General features: G+C 71.2%; 12 protein-coding genes. 7 read left to right on the forward strand and 5 right to left on the reverse strand.

Annotation, left to right across the window (positions count from 1 at the left end):
- Positions 1-27: 27 nt before the first annotated feature.
- Positions 28-417, reverse strand: a complete 390-nt coding sequence (locus DQ239_RS13700) for a DUF2237 domain-containing protein (RefSeq protein ID WP_113834967.1) — start codon at positions 415-417, stop codon at positions 28-30.
- Positions 418-470: 53 nt separating this feature from the next.
- Here DQ239_RS13700 and DQ239_RS13705 point away from each other — a divergent pair, with 53 nt between their 5' ends.
- Positions 471-2432, forward strand: coding sequence for an acetoacetate--CoA ligase (locus tag DQ239_RS13705; RefSeq protein WP_113834968.1), 1962 nt, complete (start codon positions 471-473; stop codon positions 2430-2432).
- A gap of 122 nt (positions 2433-2554) precedes the next feature.
- Positions 2555-3826 (forward strand): acyl-CoA dehydrogenase family protein, encoded by a 1272-nt coding sequence (locus DQ239_RS13710; protein ID WP_113834969.1) that lies wholly within the window; start codon positions 2555-2557, stop codon positions 3824-3826.
- A gap of 70 nt (positions 3827-3896) precedes the next feature.
- Here the strand turns inward: DQ239_RS13710 and DQ239_RS13715 are convergent, their stop codons facing one another.
- Genes DQ239_RS13715 through DQ239_RS13725 form a run of 3 tightly spaced genes read right to left on the reverse strand, consistent with a single transcriptional unit; the run spans position 3897 to position 7105 of the window.
- Positions 3897-5138 (reverse strand): MFS transporter, encoded by a 1242-nt coding sequence (locus DQ239_RS13715; RefSeq protein WP_199582998.1) that lies wholly within the window; start codon positions 5136-5138, stop codon positions 3897-3899.
- Positions 5139-5168: 30 nt separating this feature from the next.
- Positions 5169-6698 (reverse strand): alpha-glucosidase, encoded by a 1530-nt coding sequence (locus tag DQ239_RS13720; RefSeq protein ID WP_113834970.1) that lies wholly within the window; start codon positions 6696-6698, stop codon positions 5169-5171.
- Between the two features lie 17 nt (positions 6699-6715).
- Positions 6716-7105, reverse strand: coding sequence for a VOC family protein (locus tag DQ239_RS13725; protein WP_113834971.1), 390 nt, complete (start codon positions 7103-7105; stop codon positions 6716-6718).
- Positions 7106-7284: 179 nt separating this feature from the next.
- On the opposite strand from DQ239_RS13725, the gene DQ239_RS13730 reads away from it, so the two are divergent.
- From DQ239_RS13730 to DQ239_RS13745, 4 genes are all read left to right on the forward strand, one after another.
- On the forward strand, positions 7285-7545 hold the full coding sequence (locus DQ239_RS13730) for a VOC family protein (RefSeq protein ID WP_199583000.1): 261 nt from the start codon (positions 7285-7287) through the stop codon (positions 7543-7545).
- 77 nt (positions 7546-7622) lie between these two features.
- Entirely contained in the window at positions 7623-8000 is a 378-nt protein-coding gene (locus DQ239_RS13735; protein ID WP_113834972.1) for an FKBP-type peptidyl-prolyl cis-trans isomerase, read from the forward strand.
- Positions 8001-8057: 57 nt separating this feature from the next.
- The gene (locus tag DQ239_RS13740) at positions 8058-9068 is read left to right on the forward strand and encodes a cation diffusion facilitator family transporter (RefSeq protein WP_113834973.1); all 1011 of its coding nucleotides are present in this window, start codon (positions 8058-8060) and stop codon (positions 9066-9068) included.
- 40 nt (positions 9069-9108) lie between these two features.
- Entirely contained in the window at positions 9109-9801 is a 693-nt protein-coding gene (locus tag DQ239_RS13745; RefSeq protein WP_113834974.1) for a DsbA family oxidoreductase, read from the forward strand.
- Between the two features lie 34 nt (positions 9802-9835).
- On the opposite strand, the gene DQ239_RS20360 is transcribed toward DQ239_RS13745, so the two are convergent.
- On the reverse strand, positions 9836-9988 hold the full coding sequence (locus tag DQ239_RS20360; protein ID WP_158544835.1) for a hypothetical protein: 153 nt from the start codon (positions 9986-9988) through the stop codon (positions 9836-9838).
- 414 nt (positions 9989-10402) lie between these two features.
- On the opposite strand from DQ239_RS20360, the gene DQ239_RS13750 reads away from it, so the two are divergent.
- Positions 10403-13255: a LamG domain-containing protein gene (locus DQ239_RS13750; RefSeq protein WP_113834975.1), complete on the forward strand. Its 2853-nt coding sequence runs from the start codon at positions 10403-10405 to the stop codon at positions 13253-13255.
- Positions 13256-13280: the final 25 nt, after the last annotated feature.

Genomic DNA, 13280 nt, shown 5'->3' on the forward strand with positions numbered 1-13280 from the left:
CCGGCGGCAGCATCAACGCGGCGGCTTTCATTCCAGCTCGCTGAGGTCGTCGGGGACGTCGACGGCGTGCTGGCGCAGCGCCTCGATCGGCACGACGTCGAGGGCGCGCTCGTTCGTGGCGGCCAGGACGACGCCCGCGGCCGCCCCCGCCTGGTACGCCTGCAGCCAGCGGGTGGCGACGACGCACCAGCGGTCCCCGGGGCGCAGGCCGGGGAAGCCGTACTCGGGGCGGGGCGTGGACAGGTCGTTGCCGAGCTCCCGCTGCACGGCGAGGAACTCCGCGGAGACGACGGCGCAGACGGTGTGCGAGCCGACGTCCTCCGGGCCGGTGGCGCAGTGGCCGTCGCGGTAGAAGCCGGTCACCGGGTCGACGCCGCACGGCTGCAGCGGACCACCCAGCACGTTCCGCTCGCGCACGGTCGCTCCTGTCTCCGGTGGGCACGCTCGGGTCAGGATGGCAGGGTTCGGGCGTGACCGACGTCCTCTGGCAGCCGACTCCGGACAGCGTGGGGGAGACGCGCATCGCGGCCTTCGCGGAGTGGGTGGCCCGGCGACGCGGTCTCTCCTTCGGTGACCCGGTCGACTACGACGCGCTGTGGCGCTGGTCGGTCGAGCACCTGGACCAGTTCTGGGGCGACCTGGCGCGCTGGACCGGGGTGCTCGACGTCCCCGACGACCGCGTGCTGCCCCGGCGGGAGATGCCGGGCGCGGAGTGGTTCCCCGGCACGGGCGTCAACTACGCCGAGCAGGTCTTCCGGCAGAGCACCCCCGACCACCCGGCCATCATCGCCACGGCCGAGGACAGCGAGCCGGCCGAGATCTCCTGGGACGCGCTGCGCGGGCAGGTGGGCGCCTTCGCCGCCACCCTCCGCCGGCTGGGCGTGGGCCCCGGCGACCGCGTGAGCGGCTACCTGCCCAACGTGCCGGAGGCGGTGGTCGCCTTCCTCGGCGCCGCCTCGGTGGGTGCGGTGTGGTCGGCCTGCGCGCCCGACTTCGGCACCCGCGCCGTCCTGGACCGGTTCGCGCAGATCGAGCCCACGGTGCTGGTCGCCGTCGACGGCTACCGCTGGGGCGGGCGCGCGTTCGACCGCCGCGACGTCGTCGCCTCGCTGCGGGCGGCGCTGCCCAGCGTGCGGACGACGATCTCGGTGCCCCGGCTGTTCCCGGGCGAGCTCCCGGATGGCGCGCTGGCCTGGGCCGACGCCGTCGCCGACGTGCAGGAGCCGGTGTTCGAGCCGACCGCCTTCGACGCCCCGCTGTGGATCGTCTACTCCTCGGGCACGACCGGGCTGCCCAAGGGCATCGTGCACGGGCACGGCGGGGTGGTGCTCGAGCAGCGCAAGTCCGCCGAGCTGCACATGGACGTCGGCGTCGGCGACCGGTTCTTCTGGTACGCCTCGACCGCCTGGATCATGTGGAACATCGCGACGTCGACGCTGCTGTCGGGCTGCACGCTCGTGGTGCACGACGGCGCACCCGCCTATCCGGCCCTGGACGCGCAGTTCGCGCTCGCCGCGCGCACCGGCATGACCTACCTGGGCACGAGTGCCGGCTATCTGTCCGCGTGCGAGAAGGCAGGGCTGCGGCCGGGGGAGCAGCATGACCTTTCCGCGCTGCGGGGCATCGGCTCCACCGGGTCGCCGCTGCCGGCGGCTGCCTTCCGCTGGGTGTACGAGGCGGTGGCCCGTGACGTGCTGCTCGGCTCGCTGTCGGGCGGTACCGACGTCGCGACCGGGTTCATCGGCAGCTCGCCGCTGCTGCCGGTGACGGCGGGGGAGCTGCAGCGCCCGATGCTCGGGGTGGCCGCCGCGGCGTGGTCCCCCGAGGGCGAGCCGGTGACCGCTGAGCTGGGCGAGCTGGTGATCACCGAGCCGATGCCCTCGATGCCGCTGCGGTTCTGGAACGACCCGGACGAGGCGCGGTACCGCGCCGCCTACTTCGAGCCCTGGCCCGGCGTGTGGCGGCACGGCGACTGGATGGAGATCACCGACCGGGGCACCTGCGTCATCACCGGGCGCTCGGACTCCACGCTCAACCGCGGCGGCGTCCGGATGGGGACGGCGGACATCTACGCCGCCGTCGAGTCGGTGCCCGAGGTGCTCGACTGCGTCGTCCTCGGGGTCGAGCAGCCCGACGGCGGCTACTGGATGCCCCTGTTCGTGCAGCTCGCGCCGGGGGTGGAGCTCGGTGACGAACTGGTCCGCCGCCTGCGCGAGGTGATCCGGGAGCAGGCCTCCCCACGGCACGTGCCCGACGAGATCCTCGCCGTCCCGGCCGTGCCGCACACCCGGACCGGCAAGCGGCTGGAGGTGCCGCTCAAGCGGCTGTTCCAGGGCGTGGACCCGGCGACGGCCGTGAACGTGGGCACCGTTGACGACCCGGCCGCGGTCGAGCACTACATCGCCCTGGCCCGGCAGCGTCGGCGTCCCTGATCTGCTTTTCCGCGGTAAAGCGGGTGAGGCCCGTCACGCGGGCGGATGACGGCGGCGTGCGGGGGAAAGGGGCACCGGCCAAGGTGAACGGAACATCCGCCGTCGAGGAGGGCCGACCGACGATGACGTCGAGCGCCAGCACCGAAGAGACCGAGACCCTGCTGCCCCCGCCGCCGGCGCTGCTGCCCCCGTGGCACACGCCCGAGCGCGAGGAACTGCAGCTGCAGGCCCGCCGGTTCGCGATGGACGAGGTGCTGCCGCTCGCCAACGAGCTGGATCCGCAGAAGGGCACCATCCCGGCGTCGCTGCTGGACCGGCTGGCCGAGCTCGGCTACTTCGGCATCACCGTGCCCGCCGAGCAGGGCGGCCTCGGCCTCGGCGTCTTCGAGTACTGCATGGTCAGCGAGGAGCTGGCCCGCGCCTGGATGTCGACGGCGAGCATCCTGGCCCGCTCCCAGGGCCTGGGGACGGCGGTGCCCGACGCCGATCGGCGCGAGGAGCTCAACCGGCGCAGCGCCCGCGGCGAGTGGATCGGGGCGATCGCGCTCTCCGAACCCGACGCCGGGTCCGACCTCGCCGGCGTCTCCACCCGCGCCGTCCTCGAGGGCGACGAGTGGGTGGTGACCGGGCGCAAGCGCTGGTGCGGCAACGCCGAGGCGGCCGACTTCATCCAGGTGCTCGTGCGCGAGCGGGATCCGGAGGAGGGGGAGTCGCGCTCGGCGGGGCTGATCAACCTGCTGCTGGAGAAGAAGCGCGGCGAGTTCCCCGAGGGCCTGACCGGGCACCCAATCGACAAGATCGGCTACCACGGCTTCCTGACCTGGGACCTCACCTTCGACGGTGTGCGGATCCCCAGGGACAACGTCGTCGACCAGGCCAAGGCGGCGCGCGAGGACAGCGACGAGGAGGGGAAGGCGGCCGAGCAGGCCGGGTTCGCCGAGGCGCAGAAGTTCCTCAACACCGCGCGCGTGCACACCGCCGCCCGCGCCGTCGGCCTGGCCCGCGCCGCGCTGGAGGACTCGATCCTCTACCTGCAGGAGCGCGAGCAGTTCGGCCACCCGATCGGCGACTTCCAGGCGCTGCGCTTCGCCGTCGCCGAGATGGCCGCGCAGATCGAGCAGTCGCGGGCGTTCTACCGCCAGGTCGCGCACCTCATCGACCTCGGGCTGCCGGTGGCCAAGGAGGCGTCGATGGTGAAGCTCGAGGCGACCGAGATGTCGGTTCGGGTGACCAACCAGGCCATGCAGCTGCACGGCGGCAACGGCTACACGACCGAGCGGCAGGTCGAGCGGCACTGGCGCGACGCCCGCCTCACCACGATCTTCGAGGGCACCAGCGAGATCCAGAAGCGGATCATCAGCGACCGCCTGCTCCCCCGCTCCCCCCTAAGCTGACGGCTGAGCCGAGCGAGTGCGCGCTCAGCGTGGTTCTGCGGACTGCGGACCCACGCTGAGCGCGCACTCGTCACGCCGCGGCGAGGGCTTCCTCGTCCGCGTGGGCGATGTGCTCGAGCTGCCGCCAGATCAGCACCAGGATGAGCGCGGAGCCGACGAAGGCGAACCAGAACGGGCCGGTGATGCCCCAGATCCTCGCGATCACGCCGCCCAGCGCCTGCCCGGCGACCATCCCTCCGAAGACGCCGATCAGGTACAGGCTGCCCACCCGGCCCTGCAGCGCCATCGGGACGGCACGCATGCGCACGGTGCGTGCCGTGGTCCCCCAGACCGAGGCGTGCACACCGAAGACGAACATGATCACCATCGCCACCCAGCCGGTCGTGGTAAGCGCGAAGCCGAGATGGGCGAACGTCTCGATGACCAGGCCGACGCGCATGATGTCCGCCAGGCCGACCCGCCGCTCCAGCCAGTCGTAGCCGATCGTGCCGAGGACCCCGCCGAGGGCGCTGACCGAGGTGAGCAGACCGAAGCCCACGGCACCCAGGTCGAGGGTGTCCGTGGCGTAGAGGACGAGCACCGACCACGCGGCGCCATAGGTGACGTTGAACGTGACGATCGTGAGCGTCAGCGTCCGGACCGGCGCATTGCCCCACGTCCAGCGCCAGCCCTCGGCGACGTCGCGCCGCAGGTGGCTCGGCGTCTCCGGTCGCGGGACGGCGGGCACGGCCATGCGGGACACCAGGATCACCGCGAGCACGAGGCACAGCGCCTGGACGACGAACGGCCAGGCCGCGCCCGCCGCGAAGAGGAATGCGCCGATGGCGGGCCCGGCGAGGTTATTCATGGTCAGGTGGCCGGCCATCACGCGCGCAGTGCCGACGCCGAGGTCGCGCTTCGCCACCAACATGGGCAGGAGGGTGCCGCTGGTGGTGTCGGCGAAGACCTCGGCGACGCCCATGAGGAACATCGCAGTCAGGACGACGACGACGTCGACCGCACCTGTGACGAGCGCCAGCGCGAGCACGGCGAGCACGCCGGCGCGGATCAGGTTGACGACGATCACCAGGCGTCGGCGGTCCACCCGATCGGCGACCACGCCTGCGGAGAGCCCGAAGAGCAGCCAGGGCAGCCGTTGCAGGAGGGCGGCCAGGGCGACGAGGAGCGGGTCCGAGGTTTGCGAGGCGACCAGCAGCGGCCCGGCGGCCAGGGCGATGCCGTCACCGAGGTTGCTCGACCAGGACGAGCCGACCAGCCAGCGGAACGGCGTCCCCATGCGGGCCGGCAGCACTGCGTCCACGATCCGGCTCACCCGTCGAACCCTAGGTGGGCGATCTGCCACTCACAGTTGCAGGACGCGGGCCTCCCACGGGCGCAGCTCCGCGCCGGCGTCGGGCAGGTTGCCCAGCACCAGCTCCGCGTCGACCGCCGCGGGCAGCAGCGACGCCAGGTCGTGCGGCGTGCGCGAGAGGTTGCAGACGACGAGCAGCGTGACGCCGTCCAGCGACCGGGTGAACGCGTACACCTCGTCGTGGTCGGGCAGCAGCATGGAGAAGTCGCCCAGTGCGACCACCGGCAGCTCGTGCCGCAGCGCGATCAGCCGGCGGTAGTGGGCGAGCACCGACGTCGGGTCCTCGCGCTGCGCGGCCGCGTTCCACTCGACGTGGTCGGGGTTGACCGCCAGCCACGGCGTGCCGGTGGTGAAGCCGGCGTTCGGCGAGGCGTCCCACTGCACCGGCGTGCGGGCGTTGTCCCGGCTCATCGCCCGCAGCGCGGCCAGCACCTCGCCCGGGTCGTGCCCCGCCGAGACCGCCTGCACCGAGTGGTTGAGCGACTCGACGTCGGCGAACTCCTCGAGCGCCTGGAACGGGAAGTTCGCCATCCCGAGCTCCTCGCCCTGGTAGACGTAGGGCGTCCCCCGGTGCAGGTGCAGCAGCGTGGCGAGGCACGTGGCCGAGTCTCGCCGGAAGCGCGGGGAGTCGTCGCCGAAGCGCGACACCGCCCGCGGCTGGTCGTGAGTGTACCTCCGCGCCTCCTCGACGGTCACGCCGGGCATCTCGCCGACGGTGAGGAACGTTCCGTCCCGCCCGGCGAACACCTCGCGGTGCATCTCCTGCAGGAATTCGTGGATCCGCGGCCCGTTCAGGAACGAGGAGAAACCGCTGCCCAGCGACGAGCCGGGGATGGGCCGGCCATCACGCAGCGAGCCGTCCGGGGCGACGTCCTTGCTGATCATGTTGATGACGTCCATCCGGAAGCCGTCGACCCCGCGGTCGAGCCACCAGCGCATCATCTCGTACACCGCCGTCCTGACCTGCGGGTTCTCCCAGTTCAGGTCGGGCTGCCGGCGGTCGAACAGGTGCAGGTAGTACTCGCCGCTGGCCCCGTCGAGCTCCCACACCGGACCGGAAAAGAACGACTGCCAGTTCGTCGGCTCGGCACCCGGCTCGCCGGCGGAGAAGCCGGCGCGCGGCGGCCGCCACCAGTACCAGTCGCGCTGGGGCGAGTCCGGCGACGACCGGGACTCGACGAACCAGGGGTGCGCGTCGCTGGTGTGGTTGACCACCAGGTCCATGACCAGCTTCATCCCGCGCGCGTGCAGCGCCGTGATCAGCTCGTCGAGCTGCGCCAGCGAGCCGAAGAGCGGGTCGATGTCCCGGTAGTCGCTGATGTCGTAGCCGTTGTCGGCCTGCGGTGACGGGTGAACCGGCGAGAGCCAGAGGACGTCGACGCCGAGGTCGGCCAGGTGGTCCAGGCGCTGCAGGATCCCGCCCAGGTCACCGATGCCGTCGCCGTCCGAGTCCATGAACGAGCGCGGGTAGACCTGGTAGACGACGGCGCGGGTCCACCAGGGCGCGGCTGCGGAGTCCATGCCCGAATCTGCCCGGATCAGGACGACGGGAACCTGTGGTGCACGGCCTCCACGTTGTTGCCGTCCAGGTCGCGGACGAAGACGCCATAGTAGCCCGGGTGGTACTCGGGCCACTCGCGGGGCGCGTGCAGGATCTCCGCGCCGGCCTCCTGCGCGGCGGCGAACACCGCGTCGACGGCGTCCCGGGACGGCGCGGCCAGCGCGAGGTGCACCGGCCGATTCCCCGGTCCCTCCACCGGCGACGTCCACAGCTGCGGCTGGCCGGCCGGCCCCGCCAGACCGATCACCGGCCCGTGCGGGGTGTCGAAGCGCATCATCTCGTGCACGCCGCACGGCTCGAAGACGCGCACGTAGAACGCCGCCGCCGCCGCGGGGTCGGTGCACTGCAGGCCCAGGTGGTCGATCATCGCCGGACCGTAGCGACGGGCACTGACAGCGGTCGATGGGTTCCGCTGCCGTCGCGGGTCGGAACGGATGAGAGCACGCACACCGGCGTGCCACCCACCCCCCCGAGGGGATTTGGCTTCGACGAGCAGTTGGCGACGAGAACACGGCATCGGTCGAGATCAGCGAGCAGATCACCGCCATGCTGCTCACCCGCGCGCGCTTCGCCGACTTCGTGCCGAGCGGCACCGTGGGGAACCCGGCGCAGGCGACGACGGTGATCAACGCCCTGTCCGTCGACTCCCGCGCCGAGGCCGACGACATGCTCGTCCGGGCCCTCGCCGCGGAGGGCAAGCCGTGGCAGCCGGCGCAGGACCACGGCTTCATGTACGGCACCAGCTTCACCGACCCGGACGGTCACGTCTGGGAGGCGATCTGGACGGACCCCTCCGCGGTGCAGTGACCGACCGGGCGACCCGCTCCCCGCGCTGCTTGGATGGGTCGCGGCGCCGGGAGAGCCCCGGCGCAGGAGGGAGCACCGTGGCTGAACTGACCCGTCCCGAGGTCGAGCCGCCGACCGGACCCGCCCCCGACGACCTCGTGATCGAGGACCTCGTCGTCGGCGACGGTCCCGAGGCCAAGGCCGGTGACCTCATCAGCGCCCACTACGTCGGTGTCACCCACGACGGCGGCGAGCAGTTCGACGCCTCCTGGGACCGCGGCGACCCGCTGGAGTTCCGCCTCGGCGTCGGCATGGTCATCCAGGGCTGGGACGAGGGCATGACCGGCATGAAGGTCGGCGGCCGCCGCCGGCTCACGATCCCGCCGCACAAGGCCTACGGGGAGCGCGGCGCCGGCGGCGTCATCAAGCCCGGCGCCACCCTCGTCTTCGTGGTGGACCTCGTCGGCGTGCGCTGACCGCGACCCGCGGGCGGGTGTGCATGGCGCGCCCGCCCGCGGGGCACCGCAGCGCGCATGACGCAGCCCGCCCCCGCCCCGGGGCACGTCCTGGCGAAGGACGCCGGGGAGGGCCAGGGGAACAGCGAGTCCACCGGCACCGTCGTCGTCGCCGGGCTGGCCAACCTGGGCATCGCGATCGCCAAGCTGGTCGGCGGCCTGATCAGCCACTCCTCGGCGATGATGTCCGAGGCGGCGCACTCGCTGGCGGACACGATCACCGAGGTCCTGCTTTTCGTCGCGCTCAAGCGGGGCGCCAGGGACCCGGACGCGCGGCACCCGATCGGCTACGGCCGCGAGACCTACTTCTGGGCGCTGCTCGCCTGCCTGGCCACCTTCACGCTGGGCGCGGGCTTCTCGTTCTGGCAGGGCATCTCGACGATCCTCGAGGGCGAGGAGCAGGGCGACCCCCTCGTCGCCTACATCGTGCTGGCGGTCTCGTTCGTCCTGGAGGGCGAGTCCTGGCTCAAGGCGGTCCGGCAGGTGCGCAGCTCGGCCCGCCGATGGGGGACGACGCCCCGCCGGTACCTCGCCGAGACGTCGGACACGACCGTCAAGGCGGTGACCTTCGAGGACAGTGCCGCGCTGATCGGGCTGGTGCTCGCCGCGCTCGGCCTCTTCCTGGAGCAGGTCACCGGCGACCCCCTGTGGGACGGCATCGCCGCGATCCTGATCGGTGTCCTGCTGCTCTTCGTGGCGGGTGCGCTGGCCTGGGCCAACGTGTCGCTGCTCATCGGGCAGTCCGTGGCGCCGTCGATCGAGGCGCAGTTCCGCGAGGAGCTGGCGGGGGTGGAGCAGGTCAGCGCCGTCCCGGTGCTGATGACCACCGTGATCGGGCCGGGGCAGCTGATCGTCATGGCCAAGGTCGACTTCGACGACACCGCGACGGTCGCCGACATCGAGCGGGCGTCCGACGAGGCCAAGCGGCGCCTGGTCGCCCGGCACGAGGGCGTGCGCTACGTCTTCCTCGATCCCACGCGGGGAGACGGCCGGGCGCGGGCCCGGGCCCACCGGCCGCCGGCCGGCTAACTGCCGGAATGCCCTGGCGGACGCCAGGGTTGGGCCGGGCATGCGCGTAGAGGTGTGGTCCGACGTCGTCTGTCCGTGGTGCTACGTCGGCAAGCGCCGGCTGGAGACCGCCCTGGAGCGGTTCCCGCACCGCGACCAGGTCGAGGTCGTGTGGCGTTCCTTCCAGCTCGACCCGACCGCCCCCGAGGGCGAGACACACCCGACGCTGCCGGCGCTGGCCGCCAAGTACGGCGTGCCCGAGGAGCAGATGCGCGAGAACATGCGCGGGCTCGAGGAGCTCGCCGCCGCCGAGGGGCTGGAGTACCACCTGGCCGACGGCATCAGCGGCAACACCCTGCTGGCCCACGAGCTGCTGCACCTGGCCGCCGAGCACGACAAGCGCAACGAGCTCAAGGAGCGCCTGCTGCACGCCTACTTCGAGGAGCAGCGCTCGGTCTTCGACGTCGAGTCGCTGGTGCCCCTGGCCGTCGAGGTGGGCCTGGACGAGGCCGAGGTGCGCGAGGCGCTGACCGACCGTCGGTTCCGCGCGGCGGTCAGCGAGGACAGCGCGACGGCGATCGAGCTCGGCGCGCGGGGCGTGCCGTTCTTCGTCGTCGACCGGAAGTACGGCGCCGCGGGGGCTCAGCCCGCCGAGCAGCTGCTGCAGATCCTACAGCGGGCGTGGGCCGACGCCAACCCGCTGATCACGGTGCCGGCCGCCGACGGCTGCACCGACGACACCTGCGCCGTCTGACGCCGGCGCTCATAGCGCAGTGATCACGAGCCGATCAGCCGGGCTGCGGCGCCGAGCGCTTCTCGGCGTAGGCGTTGAGCTTGCGGACGACGCCGGTCGGAGAACGCTCCGCCGTCGCCAGGCCCACCGCCTCACCGGCATAAAGAGGGGCGTGCGCCGGATTCCTCCTGCGTCGGGCCTTCGCCACGTGCTGTCGCGAGGCGCCGTGCCGACGAACCCGTCGCTGCGTGGCTCAAGGCGCAGACGAGCGCTTGTTGGCCCCCTGCAGGCCCTCACGCCTGAACCGTTGCATGGGTAGGGAAGTGCCGATCGATCGGCATCGCTCGTGACGTGAAGTCACAGCCGCCTATAGCAGAGTAAATACGCTGTCGAAGGTGTACGCGGGCGGTCGCGCGTCTGAACAGGGAGTTTGCAAGGAAGCTACTCAGAGTGGGCTCCAGGACACAAGACCTCCGGCGGGCATTCCCGTGCTGGGTAACGTTTAGATAACGAGACTCCGCCACCCCGTTGCTGCGCTCGACGAGCACGGTTCAGGCTGCCCGCGGTCGCCCACGGAGGGGCAGAAGACCACCGCTGGTCCTTCTGCCTGTGATGAGGTCTCGTGTCGTCGACATCGATCCGCAAGCGTGTTGCCGGGCGCTCCGCACTGTCCCTCCGAACGCTCCTCGTGGCCGCGCTTGCCTGCGGCAGCATGACCGTCGCGATGCCGGCGCAGGCCGCTCCGGCGGCTCCCGCGGCGCCACCTGAGATTGCCGATGCAGAGTCGGCTCCCGACAAGGCGACGGCCGCGGCCATCGCGGAGGAGTACGACCACCCGGTCATTGATGACTCGTCCCTGACGGAGACCACCACGGTGGAGGTTTTGCCGGACGGGACCGAGCAGCTGACCATCTCCGCCGAGCCCGTCCGGGTGCGGCAGGACGACGGCTGGGTTGACGTCTCCACGGAGCTCGCCGAGAAGTCGGACGGGATGCTCGCTCCCACGGCATCGCCGGTCCAGGTCGAGTTTTCTCCTGGCGGTACCGGACCGCTCGCTCGCGTGCAGACGACGACGGGCACGTGGATGACGATCGCCTCTCCCTTGGGCGAGCTGCCCGATGCGGTGGTGGACGACTCATCGGTGACCTATCCAGAGGTCCTCCCCGGCGTCGACCTCCGTCTCACGGCGACCATCAACGGGATGACCGAGGTCCTGGTCATCAAGACGCCCGAGGCCGCCGACAACCCCCGCCTCGACGAGGTGCGCTTCGGGATCAGTGGGGCCAAGGTCGCGGACGGCCAGGCGGCAGAGTCCGCCACGGCCACCGCGCCCGATGGGTCCCAGCTGGTGTCGCCGTCCCCCATGTGGTGGGACTCGGCCGACGGGGGAGACGCCGACGGGCCCGGTGGTGCGGGCCTCGCTCAGCCCATCGAGGCGCAGAATTCCGCCGCGGCGATCACCGTGGACGCATCGGCGCCCGCGGAAGCGCAGGACGTCACCTACCCGGCGTACGTCGACCCGGACTTCACCGGCGGTACCCAGGCCTGGACCCTCGTCGACAGCGCCTACCCGAACGCGTCCTATTGGCTCGGCTCGAACCGCGGCGCGGACAACCAGGCCCATGTGGGTCACATCAATGCGGCCAACAGCCCCGACGGTCGCGCGCACACCGACCGCACGTTCTGGCAGCTCAAGACCGAGGGGCTGGCGGGAAAGCACATCCTCAACGCCCACTTCAACACGCAGCAGCTCTACTCGTCTGCGTGCACCAGCAACGTCTACAACCTCTGGTTCACGGGCATGGTCGACCCGAACACGACGTGGAACCGGCAGCCGGCTTTCATCGCGCCCGTCTCGAAGACGACGCTCGGGCCGCAGCGCAGCAACTGCGCCCACCAGTACGGGGTGGGCCTTGACGCCATGTACGTCGCGAACTGGGCAGCAGGGAACGGCGCCCCCCACGTGACCGTCGGGCTGACTGCGGACAACGAGGGCGACTGGACGTCGTGGCGCAGGTTCACCTCGGGCGCGTCGATGACCGTCCGCTACAATACGCCCCCGGGGACGCCGTGGGGCATGAACACCGCGGGCCAAGGGTGCGCGACCACCGGCCCCGGTCCCGTCCTGCGCCACAACGACGTCAACAAAATTTCTCTCGCGGTGCTGGCATCCGACTGGGACCCCGGAGGTGTGACAGTCGTCTTCTGGGTACAGGATTCCGCCGGTAGGAGTGTGATCCCGGCCAACCCGTACGACTTTATCAACGCCGGCACGAAACAGAACGGCGTGTTCGACGTCAAGGTCCCGGACGGCCTTCCCGACGGCTCGTATCGGTGGCTCTCGCAGGCGGTCGACGGGATCGACTCGTCTGGCTTCTCCCCGTACTGCTACTTCCAGATCCGCAATGCCGCACCGGCTGCTCCGGTGCTCACTGCAACGGTCCCGACGACCACCATCGTAAGCGTCGGCACGCCCATGACGGTCACGCTCGCGCAACGATCGGCTGCAGACAACGTGGTGGGCTTCGCCTGGAAGTGGGGAACCTCGGCGAACGCGCCGACGTACACGGCGCTTCCGGCCTGCGGCAGCGACAGCCAGGCTGGCGGCATCCACTACGTCTGCGGTTCGACGGCGACGATCACGGTGGCGCCGGTGGATGCCCCGGTGGGAGAGCTGACCGTCTGGGCGTTCGGAGAAGCCAAGGCCCGATCGGCCCCGACGACCCTGAGGTGGTCGACGATGGCCCAGAGTCCGGACAACCTCTACGCGACGGCGCACCAGTGGACCACTGATGCAGGTGGTCCCGTTCCGTTGGCCGAGTGTGATTCGACCAGCACGCCGGTCAACTGTGTAGCGGACAACAATCCCCACCCCGACAGGGCTACGGGCCAATACCCGATAGCCGTTCCCGAGGGCGTCACGCTCGGCGCGGAGGGCACGCTCAACTTTGCGTCCACGGCCAAGACGCCCATGATGAGCGCACCGGGCGTCGTGGTGGACACCACCAAGAGCTTCACGGTCGGCGGGTGGATGACGCCGACCGTGGCCAGCACCCTCCACCAGACGGCAATCTCCGAGCGCGGACAGACGAGCTCCGGCTTTTCTCTCCAGCTCACCCCAGAGCGGAAATGGTCCTTCGTCGTGAGCGCAACGACGCAGAACAACGCCGGGCGGGCGACAGTCGGCACGCCAATCACTCTCGGAGTGCCGGTGTATGTCACTGGCGTCTACGACGCGATCAACCACGAACTTCGCGTTTATCAGAACGGCGTACTTTCGGCCACCCGGGCTTACCGGCAACCCGCCGGTCCGACGGCGAGCCTCGGGTTCACGCTCGGCTCGGGCTTTGCCAACGGGGTGGCAGGCGACTTCTACACCGGCAGGATCGGCAACCCATTCGTGGTCCAGGGGGTGCTCACCCCACAGCAGATTCAGGACGTGAGTTCCGGGGGCTTCTTTCCCGGGCTCGACTGACGACCTTCGCCACTTCACCCGCGCA

This window comes from Blastococcus sp. TF02-09, assembly GCF_003319105.1.
Classification (GTDB): domain Bacteria; phylum Actinomycetota; class Actinomycetes; order Mycobacteriales; family Geodermatophilaceae; genus Blastococcus.